This is a genomic window from Marinobacter sp. LM1, from assembly GCF_042763285.1.
GTDB classification, from domain to species: domain Bacteria; phylum Pseudomonadota; class Gammaproteobacteria; order Pseudomonadales; family Oleiphilaceae; genus Marinobacter; species Marinobacter nauticus.
Genome location: NZ_CP114373.1, coordinates 2,398,793 through 2,419,093, shown reverse-complemented (window position 1 = coordinate 2,419,093; position 20,301 = coordinate 2,398,793). Strand labels below are relative to the sequence as shown.

General features: G+C 56.2%; 24 protein-coding genes and 1 tRNA gene. 11 read left to right on the top strand and 14 right to left on the bottom strand.

Annotated elements, in window-relative coordinates:
- Positions 1–15: 15 nt before the first annotated feature.
- The 3 genes from OZ656_RS11380 to OZ656_RS11370 form a co-directional block, all read right to left on the bottom strand.
- Entirely contained in the window at positions 16–660 is a 645-nt protein-coding gene (locus OZ656_RS11380) for a CBS domain-containing protein (protein ID WP_379944495.1), read from the bottom strand.
- A gap of 90 nt (positions 661–750) precedes the next feature.
- A complete protein-coding gene (mnmC, locus tag OZ656_RS11375) occupies positions 751–2,646 on the bottom strand; it encodes a bifunctional tRNA (5-methylaminomethyl-2-thiouridine)(34)-methyltransferase MnmD/FAD-dependent 5-carboxymethylaminomethyl-2-thiouridine(34) oxidoreductase MnmC (protein ID WP_379944494.1) in 1,896 nt (631 codons plus the stop codon).
- A gap of 5 nt (positions 2,647–2,651) precedes the next feature.
- Positions 2,652–3,260, bottom strand: a complete 609-nt coding sequence (locus tag OZ656_RS11370; protein WP_023008230.1) for a peptidylprolyl isomerase — start codon at positions 3,258–3,260, stop codon at positions 2,652–2,654.
- 204 nt (positions 3,261–3,464) lie between these two features.
- Here OZ656_RS11370 and OZ656_RS11365 point away from each other — a divergent pair, with 204 nt between their 5' ends.
- On the top strand, positions 3,465–4,208 hold the full coding sequence (locus OZ656_RS11365) for a hypothetical protein (RefSeq protein ID WP_014421704.1): 744 nt from the start codon (positions 3,465–3,467) through the stop codon (positions 4,206–4,208).
- Between the two features lie 71 nt (positions 4,209–4,279).
- Here OZ656_RS11365 and OZ656_RS11360 read toward each other — a convergent pair whose 3' ends face one another.
- The 3 genes from OZ656_RS11360 to flgA all read right to left on the bottom strand — a co-directional run bounded on the left by OZ656_RS11360 (position 4,280) and on the right by flgA (position 5,919).
- Positions 4,280–4,750: a flagella synthesis protein FlgN gene (locus OZ656_RS11360; protein ID WP_121206371.1), complete on the bottom strand. Its 471-nt coding sequence runs from the start codon at positions 4,748–4,750 to the stop codon at positions 4,280–4,282.
- A gap of 7 nt (positions 4,751–4,757) precedes the next feature.
- A complete protein-coding gene (gene flgM, locus OZ656_RS11355) occupies positions 4,758–5,084 on the bottom strand; it encodes a flagellar biosynthesis anti-sigma factor FlgM (RefSeq protein ID WP_011784682.1) in 327 nt (108 codons plus the stop codon).
- 127 nt (positions 5,085–5,211) lie between these two features.
- A complete protein-coding gene (gene flgA / locus OZ656_RS11350) occupies positions 5,212–5,919 on the bottom strand; it encodes a flagellar basal body P-ring formation chaperone FlgA (RefSeq protein ID WP_183577961.1) in 708 nt (235 codons plus the stop codon).
- 184 nt (positions 5,920–6,103) lie between these two features.
- Here flgA and OZ656_RS11345 point away from each other — a divergent pair, with 184 nt between their 5' ends.
- From OZ656_RS11345 to OZ656_RS11330, 4 genes are all read left to right on the top strand, one after another.
- Positions 6,104–7,033: a chemotaxis protein CheV gene (locus OZ656_RS11345; RefSeq protein WP_121206373.1), complete on the top strand. Its 930-nt coding sequence runs from the start codon at positions 6,104–6,106 to the stop codon at positions 7,031–7,033.
- Between the two features lie 35 nt (positions 7,034–7,068).
- Positions 7,069–7,896: a protein-glutamate O-methyltransferase CheR gene (locus tag OZ656_RS11340; protein ID WP_023008233.1), complete on the top strand. Its 828-nt coding sequence runs from the start codon at positions 7,069–7,071 to the stop codon at positions 7,894–7,896.
- 34 nt (positions 7,897–7,930) lie between these two features.
- Positions 7,931–8,830 (top strand): LysR family transcriptional regulator, encoded by a 900-nt coding sequence (locus OZ656_RS11335; RefSeq protein ID WP_379944493.1) that lies wholly within the window; start codon positions 7,931–7,933, stop codon positions 8,828–8,830.
- A gap of 120 nt (positions 8,831–8,950) precedes the next feature.
- Entirely contained in the window at positions 8,951–9,316 is a 366-nt protein-coding gene (locus tag OZ656_RS11330) for a hypothetical protein (protein ID WP_379944491.1), read from the top strand.
- Between the two features lie 57 nt (positions 9,317–9,373).
- Here the strand turns inward: OZ656_RS11330 and OZ656_RS11325 are convergent, their stop codons facing one another.
- The gene (locus OZ656_RS11325) at positions 9,374–10,042 is read right to left on the bottom strand and encodes a cupin domain-containing protein (protein ID WP_379945212.1); all 669 of its coding nucleotides are present in this window, start codon (positions 10,040–10,042) and stop codon (positions 9,374–9,376) included.
- A 21-nt stretch (positions 10,043–10,063) separates the two neighbouring features.
- On the bottom strand, positions 10,064–10,594 hold the full coding sequence (locus tag OZ656_RS11320) for an isochorismatase family protein (RefSeq protein ID WP_011784689.1): 531 nt from the start codon (positions 10,592–10,594) through the stop codon (positions 10,064–10,066).
- Between the two features lie 202 nt (positions 10,595–10,796).
- On the opposite strand from OZ656_RS11320, the gene OZ656_RS11315 reads away from it, so the two are divergent.
- Positions 10,797–10,887: transfer RNA gene (locus OZ656_RS11315), tRNA-Ser, on the top strand.
- 45 nt (positions 10,888–10,932) lie between these two features.
- On the opposite strand, the gene OZ656_RS11310 is transcribed toward OZ656_RS11315, so the two are convergent.
- The 4 genes from OZ656_RS11310 to OZ656_RS11295 form a co-directional block, all read right to left on the bottom strand.
- Positions 10,933–11,823, bottom strand: coding sequence for an AEC family transporter (locus tag OZ656_RS11310; protein ID WP_049756924.1), 891 nt, complete (start codon positions 11,821–11,823; stop codon positions 10,933–10,935).
- Between the two features lie 56 nt (positions 11,824–11,879).
- Complete coding sequence (locus OZ656_RS11305; RefSeq protein WP_222448158.1) at positions 11,880–12,158, bottom strand: acylphosphatase; 279 nt, start codon at positions 12,156–12,158, stop codon at positions 11,880–11,882.
- 76 nt (positions 12,159–12,234) lie between these two features.
- The gene (locus OZ656_RS11300; protein ID WP_011784692.1) at positions 12,235–13,248 is read right to left on the bottom strand and encodes a c-type cytochrome; all 1,014 of its coding nucleotides are present in this window, start codon (positions 13,246–13,248) and stop codon (positions 12,235–12,237) included.
- A gap of 13 nt (positions 13,249–13,261) precedes the next feature.
- A complete protein-coding gene (locus OZ656_RS11295) occupies positions 13,262–13,909 on the bottom strand; it encodes a cytochrome c (protein ID WP_011784693.1) in 648 nt (215 codons plus the stop codon).
- 223 nt (positions 13,910–14,132) lie between these two features.
- Here OZ656_RS11295 and OZ656_RS11290 point away from each other — a divergent pair, with 223 nt between their 5' ends.
- On the top strand, positions 14,133–14,537 hold the full coding sequence (locus OZ656_RS11290; protein ID WP_011784694.1) for a DUF1330 domain-containing protein: 405 nt from the start codon (positions 14,133–14,135) through the stop codon (positions 14,535–14,537).
- 12 nt (positions 14,538–14,549) lie between these two features.
- On the opposite strand, the gene OZ656_RS11285 is transcribed toward OZ656_RS11290, so the two are convergent.
- Complete coding sequence (locus OZ656_RS11285; RefSeq protein WP_011784695.1) at positions 14,550–14,882, bottom strand: branched-chain amino acid transporter permease; 333 nt, start codon at positions 14,880–14,882, stop codon at positions 14,550–14,552.
- Positions 14,875–15,579, bottom strand: coding sequence for an AzlC family ABC transporter permease (locus tag OZ656_RS11280; protein WP_041656245.1), 705 nt, complete (start codon positions 15,577–15,579; stop codon positions 14,875–14,877). Before OZ656_RS11280 ends, OZ656_RS11285 begins: the two co-directional genes overlap by 8 nt.
- A 156-nt stretch (positions 15,580–15,735) precedes the next feature.
- On the opposite strand from OZ656_RS11280, the gene OZ656_RS11275 reads away from it, so the two are divergent.
- From OZ656_RS11275 to uvrC, 4 genes are all read left to right on the top strand, one after another.
- The gene (locus tag OZ656_RS11275) at positions 15,736–17,355 is read left to right on the top strand and encodes a methyl-accepting chemotaxis protein (RefSeq protein WP_379944490.1); all 1,620 of its coding nucleotides are present in this window, start codon (positions 15,736–15,738) and stop codon (positions 17,353–17,355) included.
- A 74-nt stretch (positions 17,356–17,429) separates the two neighbouring features.
- Positions 17,430–17,693, top strand: coding sequence for a hypothetical protein (locus tag OZ656_RS11270; protein ID WP_379944489.1), 264 nt, complete (start codon positions 17,430–17,432; stop codon positions 17,691–17,693).
- Positions 17,694–17,795: 102 nt separating this feature from the next.
- Complete coding sequence (gene uvrY / locus OZ656_RS11265) at positions 17,796–18,455, top strand: UvrY/SirA/GacA family response regulator transcription factor (RefSeq protein ID WP_011784699.1); 660 nt, start codon at positions 17,796–17,798, stop codon at positions 18,453–18,455.
- Positions 18,439–20,298: an excinuclease ABC subunit UvrC gene (gene uvrC / locus OZ656_RS11260; RefSeq protein WP_379944488.1), complete on the top strand. Its 1,860-nt coding sequence runs from the start codon at positions 18,439–18,441 to the stop codon at positions 20,296–20,298. The genes uvrY and uvrC overlap by 17 nt, the downstream gene beginning before the upstream one ends.
- Positions 20,299–20,301: the final 3 nt, after the last annotated feature.

The window sequence follows — 20,301 nt, the reverse complement described above, 5'->3', positions numbered from 1 at the left end:
AGGTCCGGGGTGGGGTCAGACCGCCCCTTCCTGTCGGCCCGCATTGGCATAGAGCTTCAGGTAGTCGGTGCTGGTGACCACGCCGGCGGGTTGTCCGGCAGCATTGATGACCAGGGCCGCATTCAGCCGGTGAGCGAGCATCAGGCGTGCCAGTTGATGGGCATCGGTTTCGGGAGATGCAGTCAGAAAAGCCGGTAGTTCGATGTGAATCAGGCTTTGGTTCAAAGCTTCCGAACTGTTCTCGTGAATCCACGAAAGAAGCCAGCGCAGGTCGATCAGGCCTGCGACATTGTTATCCGAGAGCACGACCAGATGGTGAACGCCGTGTTCTTCCATGGTCTCCAGCGCCTCTGCGACGGTGGCAGAAGCAGGAACCGAAAACTGTGCTGGCGAGCTGATGTCGGCGACTGGCAGGTAAACCCTTTCCTCCCGACGTTCGCCCGCAGCAGCGGCACCATACTCCTGAAGTGCGCGGAAGCTGCTACCACCACCGCCGCTGTGCATCGCCTGCTGGAACTCGGCGTCGGTAGCCTCGCTGTGTTCGGCAGAAATGGACGCAGACTCCGACAGCTCGGTGACATCGCCCACCCGGCGACTTCGGAACGCTTCGGGTAACCGGGTTCCGATCGGACGTCCGGGTTCACTGACGAAAATGGACATGGTTCCACCTCTCCGGGGATTTCCCCCTCTACTGCCACCTTATGAAGGTTTATCGGCCGCCGGACCGTTCGCTATAGCTCGAGTTTATTACTATACGGTTAGTTGGTTCCGGTAAAGGCGTCCCGTTTCCACACGACGGGCGAGCCGGGTATTCAGGCAGGCCGGTTGCTGGCAGATCCGGTCGGCCAGATATTCCGCCAGCAGGGGAGCCCATACCAGGCCTTTGCTGCCAAAACCGGTGAGCAGATACACGCCGGGCCCGGCTGTCTCATCGTTACCGGGGCACGGACCAGCCACCGGCTGATAGTCGTGTGTGGTACAGCGAAATCCCACGCGCCCCTGAAGATGTTCTGCCTGTATGTGTTCTGAGATGTTTACGGAGGGCAGCAGTTCCCGAAGTTGGTCCAGGTTTTCCTGATGTCCCTTGGGCGTTGGTTCGGGGTTATCGTCGCGCAAATCAAATGTGGCGCCGGTTATGGCACTGCCGTCATAGGCGGGGTTCAGGTATTTGGTGCCACAAATGACCACGTCTGGAAGTTGGCAGTCGTCTGCGGGTATGCGCGTGACCTGTCCGCGAATGCGCTTGAGGCGCAGCGACTGGCCCTCAGGTACTGGAGCGAGGGCAGTGCTTTCATGGCCGGCAGCAACCACAACCTTTGCGGCTCTGAGAGATCTTCCGCCTCTGGCCTGAATGGCCCAGTGGTTGTCTGCCCACCTCAGCGTATCGACCTTGAACCCGAAAATCGTGCGGATGAGTGGGTGCTCAATCAGCGTTTTGCACGCTCGGGCCGGTTGTAGCCACCCGGAACCCGGAAACCATAGCCCTTCGCACTGGAGCGGTATGCCGGCAATACGACTAGCTTCTGCGGGTGATACGGCACCCAGCAGGTTTTCGGGGTAGCTGCTGCGTTCCAGAAACCGCTTTTGGCGATCCTGCTCCTGGTCTGTGGCTGCGAGCTGCAGCAACCCGCTTGGGTGCCAGAACTCGCCCTGCCAGCGTTGGTAGAAGCGCTGACTGAAGCAAAGCGCGGTGGCTGCGAGTTCTGTCTGGTCGTTGTACTCGACACCGAGTTTTACGTACAGGGCCCCCTGGTCATTACCGGAAGCTCCAGCTCCGGGGCCGCTGGCCTGGTCGGCAAGCACCACCGGAACGCCCCGTTCCGCCAGGTTGCGGGCCAGAGCGGTACCGGCTATCCCGGCGCCAATGATGACGATGGGGTCAGTTCCGACAGTGGGGGCAGAGACCTCTTCCGACGTTGGCAGTCTGCCGGTCAGCATTTCCCGCTTGCGCCCGAAGCCGGGAACTTTCGCCATCTCAAAGCCTTCATCTGCCAGCGCACGACGAACCCTGCCGACCGAGGTGAAGGTGGCCAGGGTGGTGCCTGGTTGGCTGTGAGCCCGGATCTGATGAATGGCTTTTTCAAGCCACATGTCCGGGTTCAGCGACGGCGCAAATCCGTCAAGGAACCAGGCGTCGGCCACGAATTCCAGTTCGTTCCAGGCGTCCAGTACATCGCCAAAACAGAGGGTAAGCCTGATAGCGCCGCCGCCAAGTACCAGGCGGTGCGTTCCTTTGATCAGAGGTGGGTAGTTCTCAATCAGCTCCCGTGCAAGGGGCTGCAGCCCCGGCCAGCTCTCCAGGGCCTTTTCCAGATCGGCCAGAGACAGGGGGTAACGTTCCACCGAGATGAAGTGAAGAATTGCGTGGCCTTTATCGTCAGGTCGTTGAGCCAGCCACTCGGCCCAGGTCGCCAGGAAGTTGAGCCCGGTTCCGAAACCTGTCTCGGCGATCACAAAGTGGCTGTTCCTGTCGAGTTTCGCGAAGCGCCCGGGTAGTCCATTTCTTTCGATGAACACGTAACGGGTTTCGGCCAGACCGTCATCTCTGCTGAAGTAAACGTCGCCAAAGCGCGTTGATTCAGGCACTCCGTCTCGCCATATCAGCTCCGCCGGTTCCATTGCCGGCGGACGAAGGTCGTTGATCATGGGGCTCAGTTGTCTTTTGTGATTTCTTCGGCGGACTCGATGATGACCGGGCTCACGGGAACATCGGCCATTCCGCGCTGGTAGCCGGTCTGGACCCCTGCGATACGATCAATCACACCCATGCCATCGGTCACCTTGCCGAAAACCGCATAGCCCGGGCCCCGAACTCCGGCGTTCAGGAAATCATTATTGGCCACATTGATGAAAAACTGGCTGGTGGCAGAATCCGGTGCATTGGTTCGGGCCATGGCGATGGTGCCGCGAAGGTTGGGCAGGGTGCTGGTGGCTTCATTCACAATCGGGGTTCTGGTTTTTTTGCGTCCAAGATTCTCATCGAATCCTCCGCCCTGGACCATGAAGCCGGGAATCACTCGGTGAAAGATGGTGCCATCGTAAAAACCGCTGTTTACGTAAGCCAGAAAGTTTTCCACGGTTTTGGGCGCAACATCGGGCCGAAGCTGAAGCACAAAAGGGCCCTCCGTCGTGACAAAACGGACCTCAGGAAGTGCCGGTTCCTCGTTCTGGGCCATGGCTGGTGAGGTGGTCAGCAGAGTGGCAACGAAGGCAAACAGGACAGACATCACAATCGGGACGAGTTTTACGGGATTTGTCATTTCAAGGCAGCTCTCTGTTACAGGTGGTGACCAGAATACTGAGATAATCCGGTTATTACGTAGTTTGTGCAGATCTTAACAGATCATTACGTCATTAAGGGCAAATCAGAACAGCACGCTCAGAGGTTGTGGGCTACGCTTCACTTGACTGTTGAATACCGGGCCGGGTTGTACGGTGATCACTGATACTGCAGGAGGAATCTGGTGAGAATCCGTCAGGGTTTTGAAGAGAAATCCCGGCTTGGCCGGTTGCTGATCAATCGTGGCTACCTGTCTGAAGGTCAGCTGGAAGAAGGGCTTCGTGCGCAGAGGGAAACCGGGCAGCGCCTTGGTGAGGTGTTAATTGCTGCCGGCTGGATCTCAGAGAGGGAACTCCACCGCGTACTCAAGCATCAGTCGCGTTACCGCAATGCAGCAGCGCTGGTTACCATGGTCACCTTGCCATTTCAGCCCCTGGTGTCACTGGCGTCCAGCAACACCAATGCAGCGCAGATAGGCGCCGGAGCGGGCGAACTCTACGAGCGGAGCGGACTCACACCCCTCTCGGAAGAGGAAATGTCAGGGGTGTCTGCACAAAGCGGTATTGGCCTGATGGAGCGCCTGGAGGCCGTGTCTTCCATGCCCGCCAGCGCCCGGGACGATCTCTCAGGAGAATCTCCCGATGTCGACGTGGTGGAAGGGATCAGGCTGGCGGCAAATGTATTCGTGCCGGTGCTCAGTTTTCTGGATTCAGACCTTACAATTACGGGTGTGCATTACCGAGACTCAGAGCCTCGCTACTCGCTACAGGAAGACGGAGGCCTGAGGCTGGCATTTCCCGAGCGTATCGAGGAAATCCGGATGGATAATATTCGCGTGATGGGCGGCCAGACTCCACCCATGGGCAATGTCAGCATTCGCGATATCCGCTTTCACCCGGATTCCCAGATGACCATCTATACGCGTTGAAAACCTTGCCCTGAAACGAAAAATGCCCGGAAGATCTCCGGGCATTTCGTTGTCTGTGAGCGATGGGTGTATCAGGCGCTGGCCAGAATATTGGTGCTTGAGACGTTGGTCTGCTGGCCTTTGGCACCATAGAGCTTCTGCTGGGCGGAAGCACCTCGGAAGATGTCGGTAAGGCGTGACAGGCGCTTTTGCAGGTGGCCAAGAATTCGGCCGTTGTTCTGATTCACGGCCTGGCATTCGCGCAAACGGGTGTCGGCTTCTTTCCAGAGTTGGTGCAGCTCATCCATACCAGCGGAGCGAATGAAGCGTGATGGCTCTCCGGCATTGGGCTTGTAGCCCATATTCACCAGCAGGTGAATCTTCTTTTTGGCGCGTTCGCGTATGCCCTCAAGAATCTGGTTTTTCCGGCTGGTCATTTCCTGGAGGGGTTGGATATCCGCAGAGGAGAGCACGGATTTTTCCTGGTGGAGTACTTCCGCCAGCAACTCAAGCTGGCGGATATCTTCCTGAAGAATCGCTTTCAACTGTTCATGTGCAGTCATGCTTTACTCACCCGAAAATGCTTTTATCCATCTCAAGCATTTTCTGGGCCAGTTTCTGGGCATCTACCTTGTAGGTGCCGTTCTCAAGAGCAGAACGAATCTGTTCGATGCGATCATCGTCCATTTCGGGGTAGTCCCCCAGCTTCTGCTCAAGTTGCTTCAGGTTTTTCGCCTGATTGCTCAGGTTCACGTTTTCGCCACGGGCAGCGGGGCTCTGGGCCTTGGCTTGCTCGCCTGTGGGCGCCTGTGACGTTTGATTGCCTGAGGCTTTGTCGGCCGTCGTGCGCGTGGTGTTGACCTGGCCGGGGCCAATTCCATTTAAGTCAACTGACATATCAATACCTGCTTGCCTGGGGCCACAAGAAAGTGGCGTATTCGGGTTTATATCTGCTTAACGGCAAATCCGCGCCATACTTTAGTTACAAAACGGAAAACATTTGCCGCTCTTGCTGTTTGCCGCCTTACATCGGAATTTCGACCCGCCCTGGGCCAACGGCACGAGCTTTGACTGTCCGGGACGAGCGGAGATTTTCCACCAGTACCTGTTCTCCAACGCCCGCGCTCGCCAGTGCCTTACCGCGAGATGATACCGAAAATGAGCCTGAGCGCGCGGTGATAATAACATGGTCACCCCGCTCAATCGCGTTGGGAGCTTCAAGGAGATCCGGGGTCATTACCGTGCCGGCGTTCACCGGGCGGCGCATCATCATGCCTGAAACGGACTCTTTGCGGGTGAGTACGCCGCGACGACTGGCATTGATCTGCACCGAATTTAGGGTGACCAGGTCCGGCGTCAGGCGTTCGCCGCGCGCCAGAGGACGGGCTGCTATCAGGGCAGGGCCGTGAACCTCGACGCTGGTGGTAACGTACATTCTCCAGGGGCGCTCACCACTGCAGGAAACCAGGACCGACGGGCTGGTGGTCTGTAGCGGATCGCCCGCAAACTCGGCGTTCAGCCCCTGGTTGCAGGCAGCAAGGGCGATGCGGCTGTCGATAGCGCCAACTTCGTAGCGGCTCGTGTAGCCCTCGGCAGCAAGGGTTCTGGACCACTCTGCCAGGAACGTCTGGGCAGCGTCACGGATGGCTTCAGCACTGGTTCTCTCTGAAGACAGAGTGATTGGGCTCAGTGATAGACACAATGCAGCCAAAAAGATGATTCGCATACGCACCGGTTTGTCCTATGCTGTGTTTACCTGTGTGTATTGTCGAAATCCGCTAAGGATTCGGGTTTTCGGGCCGTTAACCGTTAACAGGTTGCAGGCGTCAAAGATTTGTCTTGGACAGGCCTGAAAACACCTTACAAAGGTCAAAGCAATATTGATGCCGGTAAAGGCGCGCCAGGAGTAAAGCATCATGACAGGGGTACTCGACAGCGTTAATCAGCGAACGCAACTGGTCGGTAAGAACAGGCTGGAATTATTACTTTTTCGGCTCCGGGGGCAGCAGCTATACGGTATCAACGTCTTCAAGATTAAAGAGGTGCTGCAATGTCCCAAGTTATCCTCGATTCCCAACAGTAAAACGGTGGTGAGAGGCGTTTCTCATGTTCGGGGGGAGACCATTCCCATTATTGATCTGAGCATGGCGATAGGGCTCGCGGGCATACCGCAGGAGCAGTTAGCTACAAGCTTTGTGATCATTACGGAATACAATCGTAAAACGCAGGGTTTTCTCGTGGCTGGTGTCGAGAGAATCATGAATATGAATTGGGAGGATATTCTTCCGCCACCCAAGGGTGCGGGAAAGGATGTTTACCTGACTGCGGTGACGAAGATTGATGATAAGCTGGTAGAAATCATAGATGTAGAAAAGATTCTTGCAGAAGTTTCTCCGCTCAGGGAAGATGTTACGGAGGAGTTGGTTGCCAGGAGTGCCGAACGTGTGCCGGGCCACCTGCCTGTGCTGGTGGTGGATGACTCTTCGGTGGCTCGTCGGCAGATCGAGCGTTGCCTGACCGCTATAGGAATGGAAGTGGTTACCAAAAACGATGGCAAGCAAGCACTGCAGTATCTCAAAGAGATAACTCAGGATGGATCGCGCGCAAATGATCATCTGTCTCTGATTATCTCTGACGTTGAGATGCCGGAAATGGACGGCTACACCCTGGTTACCAGAATCAAAGAAGATCCGGCTCTGAAAGATATGTATGTAATGCTGCACACCTCGCTGAGCGGTGTCTTCAACCGGGCGATGGTGCAGAAGGTGGGCGCAGACGATTTCATGGCGAAATTCAGCCCGGATGAGCTGGCCGAGCGAGTAATGGAAATTATTGATCAGCACTGATGCTCGGCTGATGGTTTCACCCACGAAGAGATCCAATGAAAGCGGACATAACGCCCCAGGAATACGAAGCCTTTAAAAAGTTCCTGCAGGATGCGTGCGGCATCCTGCTGGGTGATAACAAACAGTATCTTGTAAAGAGCAGGCTTCGGCGCATTCTCGAAGAAAACAGCCTGAATTCCCTTGGAGAGCTTCTAGAACGATTAAAGAGGCCTGGAAGGGCAGGCTTGCGCGAGGTGGTCATCGACGCGATGACGACCAACGAGACGCTTTGGTTCAGGGACAACCACCCGTTCCGGATTCTGCAGGAAAAGCTCTTGCCAGAGTTTGCCGAGCGCAGTTCACTCCAGCCGTTAAGAATCTGGTCTTCCGCCTGTTCTACTGGCCAGGAGCCATACTCCGTAGCCATGGTAATTGACGAATTCCGCCGCACCCGGCCGGGTAAGCTGCGGGATGTAAAAATCACGGCAACGGACATTTCCAAAAGCGTGCTGGAGGTTGCCCGCAGAGGCGAGTATGAAATGATCGCCATCGGCCGCGGGCTGTCGCCGGAGCGTCAAAAGCACTTTTTTACCCCCTCGGCCAACGGTGGTTGGCAGATTCGACCGCAAATCAAGTCCATGGTGGAATTCAAGGAATTGAACCTGCTGGATCGATACATGCTTGGCAAGTTCGACATCATCATGTGCCGGAATGTGCTGATCTATTTCTCAGCGGAACTGAAAAAGGACATTCTTACCCGGCTGCATGGTGCTCTGAACCCCGGAGGCTATCTGATTCTTGGTGCTTCTGAGTCTTTGAACGGGCTTCCCAATCTCTACGAAATGGTCCAGTGTCACCCTGGCATCATCTATCGCAAAAAATAGCCGGGAACTGTTCAATGCGGAGTAGGGGACCGATGTGGAGAATCTGAACCTCCGACATCTCTATTATTTCTGGGTTATTAGCCGCGAAGGCTCTATTGCCCGAGCCAGCGAGGTACTCGACCTGGCACCCCAGACCCTCAGTGGCCAGCTTGCGACCTTTGAAGGCGCGGTGGGTGGCCGGTTATTCAGCCGCGAGCGCCGGCAACTGGTGCTCACAGAACTCGGCCATATGGTTCGCAGTTATGCCGATGAGATCTTCGAGCTGACCGGTCAGTTGTCTGAAACCCTGAGGGCGGGGCCTGAACACAGGCCGCTTTCCTTGTCTGCGGGCATATCGGCGTCTATCCACAAACTGATCGCCTATTACCTCCTTCACCCGGCGATGAAGCTGAACCGGCCCGTGCAACTGGAATGCCGGACCGGCCGGACGGAAGATCTTCTTCTCAGCCTCAAGCGGAAGGAGCTCGACGTGGTACTGACCGATAGAATGCCCCAGGCAGAATCTCCTGAACGTTTCGCGGTTCATCCGCTATCCCGGTCTACCATCAGTCTGTTTGCTGCACCCGAACTGGCGGAGCAACTCAAGACCGGCTTTCCTCACTCGCTCAATCACCAGCCGTTACTGGCGAACGCTACCGATGCGCCGTATTTCGAGAAACTGATGCACTGGTTCAATCTCAATAATGTCCGAATGAACCTGGTTGCCCGAGTCGATGACAGCGCCCTTATCAAGGTGTTTGGTCGGGAGGGACTTGGTGTGTTCGCGGCGCCTACGATGATTCAGGATGAAGTGTGCCGTCAGTATCAGGTGGCTCTGATTGCTTCGCTCGATGAGGTGACGGATCAGCTGTTTGCGGTCTCCCGAAGCCGAAAGCTGGCCCATGAGGGGGTAAGGGCAATCTGCGAGGCTCGTCAGGGGCTCTTTGAGCGCTAGGTTTCAAGCTGTTAAAGCATCGAAAAATACGATGGTTTATGCTTAATAAAGCTTATTTTATCGAAGCCTGCGCTGCTCCATTATGGAATCGTATTCCGCAGTATCCAGAGGAGCGCAGCTATGAAAACGATTCACAAGTTCAGACTCGAACCTGGTAAAGAGCCTACCACCCTGACCTTGAGGGAGGGTTATGAAGTGGTGCGCTGCGAGTATCTGGTGCCGCATAAAGCGGTCTTCCTTTGGGTACAGCAGCCTTTGAATGTAACCACGCCTACGGTGGAACGGCAGTTCCGGGTGGCAATGTCGGGTGAGCCGGTTCCCGATCGGTTCCAGTACATTGATACCGCGCTTGACCCGTTCGGCCCTGAGGCCTATCACGTCTTCGCGGTGCCGGTAGGTGAATTACACCTCACTGGTAATGGCCACGAGCGGGCCAGCGATGAAATGCTGGGTGGCGCTGGGTGGCAAGGGCGTTACGTGTCCTGAATATGATCGCTAGCAAGCAGCGTTGCACGCGCTCTTGGGCCCCATCTGGGGCCCTTTTTACGTTTCAGGGGAGTGGTTTACCGGTAAGTGGCCGGTTTTTACCCAGATGACCGTCTCGTGTTCAACAAACGGATGATGTTCGCTCTTATGCGGGCTGCGAATCCAGCTTCCTGCGGGATACCGGCCGTGCTCATCACAGAATTCGCCCGACAGCACAAAGATCTCTTCTCCACCAAAGTGACGATGTGGCTGAAACGTTTCGTTTGGCGGCCACTTTACCAAGGCAACGTGTTCATGTTCGAATTCGTGCAAAGGCATAACCTGTAAGCCGCCAATGCCGGGTAGCCAGTGGCCGGAATTGGTATCGATTCTGACCGTCGCGGTTTCTCTCGGATCGAACTGGTGGAGTTTGACCAGCAGGGTGCAACCCTCTTCACTGAACGGTGCGTGACTGCTGCCCGGAGGGTTCCGGATGTAGGTGCCGGCCGGATAGTGGCCGGTCTCGTCGGAAAAAACGCCCTCAAGCACCAGAATCTCTTCGCCCAGAGGGTGTTCGTGGGTAGAGAAGGAGGAACCGGGCTTATAGCGTACAACGCTGGTGGCGTGGCCCCGTTCCGCTTCCTCTCGGGCCAGTGGTTTGCGCTCAACGCCAGCGGCAGGGCTGGGCACCCAGTGATGTTCGTGGGTGCGAATAACAACGCGCCGGGAAAAGTCCATGTTGAGCATAGTGTATCTACCTTCTGTCATTCACTTTATCAGGGCCTGAATGTCCCGGAAGTGTGGATGCTTGCAGTGAACCATCCACTCGAAGGCCACCATTTCCGTGGTAACAATGCGGGCGCCGCTCTGGTGCAGTCGATCCAGGGCAACGTCCCGGTCAAGTTCGCTACGGGACCCGGTGGCGTCTGCCACCACCCACACCTTATAGCCTGCATCCAGAAGGCTCAGGGCGGTCTGCAGCATACATACGTGAGTTTCGCAGCCCCCGATGACAATGTGTTGCCGGCCTTCGGGCAATTCGTCGATGAGTCCGTCCGGGCAGGCGTCGAAATGGGTTTTCGCCAGGGTTTTGTTGCACAGCTCCTTAACGCCTTCCAGATTCGGTCCAAGTTTTTCAGGTATCTGCTCGGTTGCAATCGCGGGTACGCCAAGCAGTCCCGCAATGGTTGCCAGCGTTATGCAACGCTCAGCAACCGCATCGCCCTCGCTGATGGCGGGCATCAGCCGTTCCTGGACGTCAATGAGCAACAGGGTGGATTGGTCGGCTTTCATCAGCATGGTCATTCTCCTGAACGTGTTGAGCGGGTTTCCTGAAAGGATACGCCATGGACCCCGGGTTTGTTATGCCCGAGGCCGTCGTAAGGTTCTTCTGAAAAAAATTTTGATGAATTCAAAACATGGAGTTGCCAAACGCCGTCAAAACCATTAAAGTTTGCGCCCTCAAATGAGCGACGACATCGCTGATTTGAAACAGTTTATTGGAGAGGTGGCCGAGTGGCTGAAGGCGCACGCCTGGAAAGTGTGTATACGTTAATAGCGTATCGAGGGTTCGAATCCCTCCCTCTCCGCCAATACAAAACCCCAGCAGAAATGCTGGGGTTTTTTATTGGTTCTCTCTACGCAACTCCTATCGACTGCAGCACAAACACCCCGGTAGTTACCGTCACACTCGCCAGCAAGGTCGTCAACGCGATAATGTTTGCTGCCATGCGATCGTTGCCGCCCAGAGCCTTCACCATCACGAAACTGGCCGCTGCCGTTGGGCTGGCGAAGAACAGGAACATGAGCCCGAGTTCGCGCCCTTCAAAGCCGGCCAGCCAGGCTACAAGTGTGCACAGGGCCGGCAAAGACACCATCTTCCAGATGGATGAACCCATGGCCGGGCCACTGTCACTGCGGATGGATTTCAGCGAGACTGTCGCGCCGATACAGAGCAGAGCGAGGGGCAGGGTTAGCGAAGCAAAGTAGTCGCCGCTCGTCATTACCCAGCCTGGAAGCGTGATTTCAAAGGCAGCGAACGGGATGGCCAGTACCACCCCGATAATCAGGGGGTTGCGGGCAATGTCTCGAAGGGTGTTGCTCAGGCTCATGGTTTTTCCGGGCTGATAAGCCAGCAACACGATCACCGACAACGAGTTGTAGACCACAATCACCAGACCCAACAGAAGCCCCCCGGCCGAGAGCCCGTAGTCACCATAGAGGTTAGCGGCCAACGCCAGACCAACGATGCCACAATTGCCCCGAAACGCGCCCTGGACATAAACCCCGCGATCCTCTTGCCGGACCCGCTTTGTTGCCCAGAACCAGACAAGGGCAAAACTGGCCAGGGTCGCCAGGAAGTAAAAGATCAGCATGCTGATGCTGAGGGTGGTATCCAGGTCGGCTCTGATAATGCTCAGGAAAACCAGGGTGGGGAGTGTGGCCTTGAAAACCAGGGCAGAGGCGGTGGCGATGAAGCCCTGGTCAATCCAGCCAATGCGCCGAAGACCGATGCCGATAAAGACCATGGCAAAGACCGGCAGCGTGGTCTCCAGCGTATACAGAAAGGTATCAAGAAGACTGCTCAATGTATGGTCCTGAAGTCAGTGAATTCCTGAGTAGCTGGCAGTTCCTGAGCCGCCACCTCATCGACCACCGCGCGTTCCGGGCCTTCGTGACACCATTCATGCAGTGCCTTGAGCTGGAGTGGCTCGCCCTCTGCCACGATTTCGACCCTGCCGTCGGGTAAATTTCGTACCCAACCTGTGAGGCCAAGTTCCCGGGCTTTCTGTTCGGTGGATGCCCTGTAGTAAACGCCCTGTACTTTGCCGCTTACCAGCAGGTGCCATCGATTGATGGTCATCGTGTTCCTCCTTGCGCTGATTGCAAGTAAAAAGGCCTCCGCGAGGGAGGCCTGTGGCACCGCATTATAACGTCTGTCAGTCGAATGTTCTCGACCGTACGGTGTCTGGCTTCAGGAAAGGCTTGTCTCCGGTGTTGTCGTGGTCGCCTAGTAACTTGCCATCGGATTCCCGAACCTGACCATACATGGAATGTTTGTGGAAGGTGGGGCCGAATTTCTCAGCGGTTTCCTTTACGTCGCCCGTGTAGCGTGGATCTTGTGGCCGCTCCTGGCTGTCCATGTAGAAGGCGATATCCCAGGCCTCCTGATCGGTCAGGGAGTTGGGCTGTCCCAATGGCATGTTGTTCTTGATGAAGCCAGCTGCGGTATGCAGGCGCACAATACCAGCCCCCCAGTTGTTGGACATATCGCCCCAGGGGGCCGGGAATACTGTGTGGCCGTCGATACGCAGACCAACCCCGTCTTCGGCATGGCAAACCGCGCAGTTTTTCTGGTACAGCTTTTCACCGTTGACGTAGCTCAGTTCGGCTGGCCGCTCCGGAGCCGGGAAGCCTCGGCCATAGATGGGCTGTTTGGGGTACATCTCCACACCTGTCGCCAACCACTGATGGTAGGCAGACAGTGCCAGCATATCGTCACTGCCGTATTCCAGCGGCTTGCCGTTCATGGAATAGGTGAAGCAGCCCGCAATCCGTTCCTCCAGGTTGTTTACATGGCCGTTCTTGCCGCGATAGCCGGGCAGGGTGACGGCAGCAGGCCAGATAGGCGCGCTGAAAGGCATCCGGCCTTCACCCAGATGGCAGCTGGAACAGTTCATATTGTTGAACACGTTCTTGCCACGTAGTTGCTGGGTATTGGTGAACAGGTCGTAGCCCCTTCGAATAACCTTTTTCAGTTCCGGATGGATGTCGGCTTTTTCCAGGTCCGCCATGGACGGCGGAATGTGTACCAGCTGGTTTTCGTTCGGGGCAGGAAAGCCCATGGCCGTGAGCTGATCGATGTAGGCCTGGGTTCTGTCGTCATTGGCCGCAGCGGTTATCGGAAGCATTACGCAGCCGGAGAGGGCGACGGTTAGCAGTGTGCGCATCATGATCTTTGTCCCCTCAGTTGCTGGCGGTGTTCTGGTTTGCAAGCCATACGGCGACCGCGTGAATATCGGCATCGCTCATACGGCGGGCGATGGAACCCATCAGATCCTGGGGATCGTTTTTGCGGGTGCCTTCCTTCCAGGCCTTCAGCTGCGCCTCGATGTAGCCGGCGTGTTGGCCGGCAATGCCGGGAAATACGTCGCCCGCACCCTGGTTGCCGGGGCCGTGGCAGCTCTTGCAGGAAACAACGTATTGGGACCAGTCGCCACGCTCGGCCAGTTGTTCGCCCCGCTTCAGAAGTGCTTCATCGGCATTGTTGCCGCCCTCACCACTGGTGGGTTCAAGCTGGCTATAATAGGCCGCAACGTCAGCGATCTTCTGATCGTCCAGCATGTTCACGAAAGGCATCATGGAGGGGCTGGCCCGGGAGCCATCTTTGATGTCGTGCAGCTGCTTGGCCAGATAGCTGGCATTCAGCCCAGCCAACCGGGGCCAGGATTCTCCGCCCTCGATGTGTTTGCCGCTGCCATCGGCCTGGTGGCAGGCCACGCAGAGATTGGCGACGCCCTTGCCGTTTTCTGGGTCACCAGATACCGTAGCGGATGCAGAACCTGCTGTGGTGGCCAGCCCGAGTGCGACCAATATCGCTGGGAGTTTGCTCACGGTCGATTGCCTCTCTTGATCTGAAAAGCGCGGTTTAGCACTTATGGTTATGTCTATATAGCCTGGCGGAAGCGCGCAATTCTTGCTTGATCAAGGTCAATAATGCAAGGGAACCCCTCCGAAAGACGAAGATGGAGATGCACACTTCGGGATTTTGGTTTACTGTCCTAGTAAAAGAATGGCAGCAAAGAACCATCTTGCAAACGAATGAACAGGGACAACTATGGCGACCGTCAATCCATCTCAGGAAGAGTTACAGAAGATTCTTGATGAAATCCCCAAAGATCAGCCTGTTGTGATGCTAAATCTGCTTCGGTTCAGGGACAAGGCTGCATACAAGGATGACAGCGAAGACTGTTCGGGAAGGGATGCCTACAAGCGTTATATGACAGAGGCTGCCCGCAGTGTCTCGGAAGTTGGTGCTGAGGTGATCTGGTCTGGCCGTTCCGTCGGTTCGCTGATTGCGCCGCCGGATGAATCCTGGGATCAGGTGCTGCTGGTCCGCTACCCCTCCATTAACGCCTTTCTGGCGATGATTGAAAGTCCGGAATACAAGGGCGTGGTGAAGCACCGCACGGCCGCGCTGGAAGATTCCCGGCTGGTGGCCAATGTTGAGGGCACCCCCTGATTCGAGGGTGTCTTACAGAATGCCGGACTGCTGAATAGCCATGTAGGCTGCAGTGCCAATGGTGATCGAAAGCAGCGCGTTTCTGCGCCACAGGTGAACGGCAACCACCAGTAATGCGGGTATCAGCGCATCTGCGCCAGGTGCCTGTGCCTGCCAGTCCGCAGACCTCTGCAAAAATACTGTGGCCAGTAATGCCATCACGGCTGCGGGCAGGAAGCGCCCGATGTGTTTGATCAGAGGGTGTTCCGTGTGCTTTTCAAAGAACAGGAAAGGCACCACTCGGGTCGCAAATGTGGCCAGGGCGGAGATGGCAATAAACGCCGCCAGGTAGCTACTTTCATCCACGATTTGCGTCTCCTGCCATGGTGTCGGTTCGATACTTCCGGTAGTGCAGAAGAAGCACTGCAGTAACCAGTACAATGCCTGCTATCAGTTGATGGGTTGCCGGTACCAGCATCATGGCAAGCGCAGCTGCCGCCGCCCCCGCCCACACCGGAAACGAATCCCCCAATGCTTTCAATTGTTCGATTGTGAGCACAATAAACAGCGCCACGAGTGCAAACTCAATGCCGGTACTGTTGAAGGCGACAGTCTTGCCGAGTACCGCACCCAAGGTGCATCCGACAATCCAGTAGCCCTGGTTCATGGCCGTGATCCGGAAGTCCACATGCTGTTCCTGTTCGCGATTGGCCGAACGGGGACGGCTGGTGAGCAGCGAATAGGTTTCGTCGGTCAAACCGAAAATCAGATACGCCTTACGCCAGCCGGCGCCACGGAATTGCCCCAGCAGCGACAATCCATAGAAGAGATGTCGAGCGTTCAGTACGAACATGGCAACGGCCACCTCAACCAGTCCGGCATTGGCAGCCAGCAGGCTGACCGCCAGAATCTGGCCGGCACCGGCGTAGATAACAAGGCCCATCAAGGGAGCAATCCACCAGGGATAATCCAGTTGCGTGGTAAACAACACACCAAAGGCCATACCAAGGGGGATGTAGCCAAATAAAATCGGCAGGGTTAGCTTGAAAGCGTGGTGATTCATTAGCATCCGAACGGAAATAAAAGAGCGATGATAGTGATTTAGCAGTTATTTTTGAAGATCGCCAAACGTAGTATCGAAAAAATGACGCAAGCAAATACATAAAAGTGTCATAAAACGGGCATACCCTCCGACCGGGTACACCTGATCGGAGTTTTTATGCTGACCACTGTTCGCGCCAGAATCCTGGCGTTTGCGCTGCTGTCGGTGGCTGCTGTTGCCGGCCTCACGTTCATTGCCTGGATGATCATAGCGAAAGCCGAGCATACCTCTCAGGCACTGGTTGGAGAGAGTCTCGAGCAATCCTGGATGCTGGTTGATCTGGAGCAGGACCATCGACTGTTGCAGGATCTGGCTTACAAGATCAAGGCACAGCTTTTACTGTGGGACGAAATCGATCCTTTGTTCACCGAGTTGGAGCGCTCAATTCCCCGGCACTGGCAGAGGATTCAGCAGAATCCCGGGTTAGGCACCTGGTCACGGGACAATCGCGAGCAATATGACCGGGTCGTGGCGCTGATGGCGGACATGAAACAGGGAATAGGCCAACGTAGCTACTATGAAGTGGGAAAAATCGTCGATTTTCAACTGTTCCAGGCGTTGGAGCCCATGCTGGCGGCGATAAGCGAGCGCCAGAGAGCCAGCCGCGATGGCGTTACTGCGAGCGCATCAGAACTGTTGCATTATCTGGCAGACCAGCAGAGGTTCCTGCTTGGTGGCGCCCTGGTCTTTCTTGCGTTGGTCGTGGCGATGACGCTCTGGCTACGGACTTCGGTGATCCTTCGCTTGCAGGCCATGGCCCAGGATGTGTCGGCCATGGAGCAGAACGCTGATCTGACCAAGATCCTGGCGGTAAAAGGTCGTGACGAGGTTGCCGGCGTGGCCGGAGCTATTGAACAACTGGTCCGGCGCTTTGAGGTCTTTGTTGAGGATGTTCGGTCAGCGGCTTCAGGCCTTGATGCACGCTCTGCCAGCCTGGATAACGGAGCGGAAGCACTGCAGCAAACCGCCGAAAGCACTCGCCGTCAGATTTCCGATGTGGCTCAGTCTATGGCTTCCATCGCGGATCAGGCGTCCCAGATCGAACAGGCCACCGAGCACTCTGCAGCAACGGTGATGCATGCTGTCAATGCCAACAGCGAAGTCCGTGAGGGGCTGGCTAACAGTGAGAAAGGCGCTGACCACACGGTTGAGGTGATTGGACGGGTTTCTGAGTCGATCACTGCGTTGATAGACGCAACCGGAAAAATCGAGCAAGTCACCGGCGTGATCGCCGATATTGCCGAGCAGACCAACCTTCTGGCCCTCAATGCGGCGATTGAAGCTGCCAGGGCGGGCGAACACGGCCGGGGATTTGCCGTGGTGGCAGACGAGGTGCGCACGCTTTCACGTCGGACCTCGGAATCCACCGCCAATATTCGCCAGTGGGTGCAGGATCTTGTCGTGGGTGCAAACAACGCAGACTCACTGTTGGAAGATATGGCGGGCGCTGGCGAAATGAATCGCTCTAATCTGCATGCCCTGAGAGCGCACCTGGAAGGCCTGGCGGCTCAGTTCCATGAGCTGCAGCGTCAGAGTGAGAGTGTGCAGGGTGCGGTTGCCTTGCAGCGGGGTGAAATCGCTAGGGTGGGGCGTCGTGCGGAGGCTCTCGGTGAGAGTGCTGAGACCCTGACTCTGAATGTGGAGGATACCCGCCTTGTCAGTGAAGCGCTTAGGCAGGAATCGGTGGGCATGAAGCAGCTCATTGCCCGTTTCCGCACCCGCTCTCCAGAAACGTGATGATGTGTCTTCATCTGCGGGGGTTCTTGTCTGGCTCATAAAACCGTAACATACAGCGACTGACTGGAGGTTCTATGAGTAACGATGCAGTGCAGCCTTCCGATCCGGACCCGCGAGAAGAAAAATTTGTAGTAGACACGGGTTTGCTTACGGCTGATCAGCTCGAGGGCCTGGCCGAGGAATACTGCACCCGTTATCACGGGCTGAATGACACCGAAAGTCCTCTGGCAGAGCGGGAGCGCGTACTTGAAGCGGTGCGCATGGGAGAACTGGTGGTCTGGTTCGATCCGGTTGAGAACACTGCCGGCCTGGGCTCCCCTTCCGGCAATAGTCTGTGATCAAGGTGCCCATTTTGGCAGTTTTTTTCATGCCGCCTACCGGCTGACGCTGCTAACCGTTACAATCGGCCTGTTTCCTCATACCTGACGGCGAGGTGAGTTTTGATCAGGGTATTGGTTGTTGATGACCACGAGCTCGTACGCTCGGGTATCACTCGCATGCTGGCTGACAATCCCGATATAGACGTCATTGGCCAGGCTTCGTCTGGCGAAGAGGCGATTGACTGTGTGCGTGAAAACCGTCCGGATATTGTCCTGATGGATATTCGCATGCCCGGTATTGGCGGCCTGGAGGCGACCCGGCGCATTCTTCGTATTGATGATTCCATTCGCGTTATCGTGGTTACCGCCTGTGCTGACGACCCCTATCCGGCCCGTGTGATGCAGAGCGGCGCCACCGCGTATGTCACCAAAGGCGCTGACATTCAGGAAATGGTGCGGGCCATTCGTAAAGCCCATTCCGGCCAGCGCTACATCAGCCCCGAAATTGCCCAGAAAATGGCACTGAAACAGCTCGGGGGGGAGCGGGATGAAGACGGCGAGCTGTCGTTGTTCGAGCGCCTGTCTGAGCGCGAAATGCAGATTGCCATGATGGTGGTGGATTGCCAGAAGGTTCAGGATATCTCCGACAAGCTGTGCCTGAGCCCGAAAACCGTAAACAGTTACCGTTACCGGATTTTCGAAAAGCTGGAGATTTCCAGTGATGTGGAACTGGCACTGATGGCAGTAAGGCTTGGATTGCTGGATGCCGACAAGGTCTGATCCCGAGCAATCTCCCGGGAAGTTCGACAGCCAGAATTTCCTGAAACAACTGACAGAACGCCCCGGTGTCTATCGCATGTATGACGATACCGGTGGCATCCTCTACGTGGGTAAAGCCCGCAACCTTCGCAAGCGCGTCAGCAGTTATTTCCGTAAATCAGGCCTGGCCCCTAAAACCGAAGCCCTGGTGGGCAAGATTGCGGCCATTGAAGTCACTATTACCGGCAGTGAAACAGAAGCGTTGCTGCTGGAACAGAATCTGATCAAATCGCTGCGGCCGCCCTACAATATTCTGTTGAGGGACGATAAGTCCTATCCCTATATCTATCTCTCCTCGCATTCGGATTATCCCTCGCTGACCTTTCGGCGGGGCCGCACCAAAAAGGGTGGTGGCACCTGGTTCGGGCCCTTTCCAAGCTCGGGAGCGGTCAAGGAAAGTCTTAATATTCTACAAAAGGTTTTCCGCATAAGATCTTGTAGTGAAAGCTATTTTAGAAACAGAACCCGGCCCTGCCTGCAGTACCAGATCAACCGCTGCACGGCGCCGTGCGTCGGCTTTATCAGCCCTGTGGAATACCAGGAGGATATCCGGCACGCCAGCATGTTTCTGGAGGGCAAGAACCCGGCGATTATTCAGGACCTGATGCAATCCATGGAGGATGCATCAAGGGCGCTGGAGTTTGAGAAAGCCGCGGCGTACAGAGATCAGATCAACAATCTTCGCCATGTTCAGGAACAGCAATCCGTAGACGGTGAGGGAGGGGATGCAGATGTCATCGCCATTGCCCAGGATGCCGGTGTGGTCTGCATCGTTGTGATTATTGTTCGTGGCGGGCGGGTGCTGGGCACCAAGGATTATTTTCCTCGCTATTCCCTGGAACAGACCGAAGGCGAATTGCTGGCCTCGTTTCTGGGCCAGTACTATTTCGGTGGCGACACCCGGCGGGAGATTCCGCGCGACATCCTGGTGCCGGTGGCGGTAGACGGGCAGGAATTATTGTCGCAGGCCCTGTCGGAAGCGGCGCGCCGGGAAACCCGCATCCGCGGCAATGTGCGGGGCGAGCGTCGGCGCTGGCTGGAGCTGGCGATGACCAACGCCCGGCAAACCCTGCTGACACATCTCGCCAGTAAAGAAACCGTGTATCGCCGATTGCTGGCCCTGCGGGACCTGCTGGAGCTGACGGAAACGCCTTCCCGTATGGAATGCTTCGATATCAGCCACAGTCATGGGGAAAATACCGTCGCATCCTGTGTGGTTTTCGACGAGAATGGGCCACTGAAAAGCGATTACCGGTTGTATAACATCCAGGACATAACCGCCGGCGATGACTATGCCGCCATGCGACAGGTACTCACCCGGCGTTACCGGCGGATGGTGAACGGCGAGGGCAAGCGGCCAGATCTGGTGTTTATCGACGGTGGTAAGGGCCAGTTGAATATTGCTCGTGAAGTGTTTGAAGAGCTTGGAATTTCCGATATCCCCCTGATTGGTGTCGCCAAGGGTGTGACCCGGCGCGCAGGGATGGAGCAGCTGATTGACGCCTTAACAGGGGCCGTATTCCGAGTACCGGCGGATTCTCCGGCGCTGCACCTGATACAGCATATTCGGGATGAATCCCACCGCTTTGCCATATCCGGACACCGGGCCGGGCGAGATAAAAAGCGGCGCCAGTCAACACTGGAAGGCATCGAAGGGGTTGGTCCCAAGCGTCGGCGCGAACTGATTCGCTATTTCGGTGGCATCCAGGAACTCAGAAAAGCCAGTGTTGATGAAATGGCCAAAGTGCAGGGCATCAGCAAAACACTGGCAGAGACCATTTACGCAGCATTGCATGACCAATAGGAA

Bases quoted from the DNA above. Each gene is read 5' to 3' on its own strand.
- OZ656_RS11380 (WP_379944495.1), bottom strand. From the start codon at position 660: ATGTCCATTTTCGTCAGTGAACCCGGACGTCCGATCGGAACCCGGTTA.
- mnmC (WP_379944494.1), bottom strand. From the start codon at position 2,646: ATGATCAACGACCTTCGTCCGCCGGCAATGGAACCGGCGGAGCTGATA.
- OZ656_RS11370 (WP_023008230.1), bottom strand. From the start codon at position 3,260: ATGACAAATCCCGTAAAACTCGTCCCGATTGTGATGTCTGTCCTGTTT.
- OZ656_RS11360 (WP_121206371.1), bottom strand. From the start codon at position 4,750: ATGACTGCACATGAACAGTTGAAAGCGATTCTTCAGGAAGATATCCGC.
- flgM (WP_011784682.1), bottom strand. From the start codon at position 5,084: ATGTCAGTTGACTTAAATGGAATTGGCCCCGGCCAGGTCAACACCACG.
- OZ656_RS11345 (WP_121206373.1), top strand. From the start codon at position 6,104: ATGACAGGGGTACTCGACAGCGTTAATCAGCGAACGCAACTGGTCGGT.
- OZ656_RS11340 (WP_023008233.1), top strand. From the start codon at position 7,069: ATGAAAGCGGACATAACGCCCCAGGAATACGAAGCCTTTAAAAAGTTC.
- OZ656_RS11330 (WP_379944491.1), top strand. From the start codon at position 8,951: ATGAAAACGATTCACAAGTTCAGACTCGAACCTGGTAAAGAGCCTACC.
- OZ656_RS11325 (WP_379945212.1), bottom strand. From the start codon at position 10,042: ATGCTCAACATGGACTTTTCCCGGCGCGTTGTTATTCGCACCCACGAA.
- OZ656_RS11320 (WP_011784689.1), bottom strand. From the start codon at position 10,594: ATGCTGATGAAAGCCGACCAATCCACCCTGTTGCTCATTGACGTCCAG.
- OZ656_RS11310 (WP_049756924.1), bottom strand. From the start codon at position 11,823: ATGGTCTTTATCGGCATCGGTCTTCGGCGCATTGGCTGGATTGACCAG.
- OZ656_RS11305 (WP_222448158.1), bottom strand. From the start codon at position 12,158: ATGACCATCAATCGATGGCACCTGCTGGTAAGCGGCAAAGTACAGGGC.
- OZ656_RS11300 (WP_011784692.1), bottom strand. From the start codon at position 13,248: ATGATGCGCACACTGCTAACCGTCGCCCTCTCCGGCTGCGTAATGCTT.
- OZ656_RS11290 (WP_011784694.1), top strand. From the start codon at position 14,133: ATGGCGACCGTCAATCCATCTCAGGAAGAGTTACAGAAGATTCTTGAT.
- OZ656_RS11280 (WP_041656245.1), bottom strand. From the start codon at position 15,579: ATGAATCACCACGCTTTCAAGCTAACCCTGCCGATTTTATTTGGCTAC.
- OZ656_RS11275 (WP_379944490.1), top strand. From the start codon at position 15,736: ATGCTGACCACTGTTCGCGCCAGAATCCTGGCGTTTGCGCTGCTGTCG.
- OZ656_RS11270 (WP_379944489.1), top strand. From the start codon at position 17,430: ATGAGTAACGATGCAGTGCAGCCTTCCGATCCGGACCCGCGAGAAGAA.
- uvrC (WP_379944488.1), top strand. From the start codon at position 18,439: ATGCCGACAAGGTCTGATCCCGAGCAATCTCCCGGGAAGTTCGACAGC.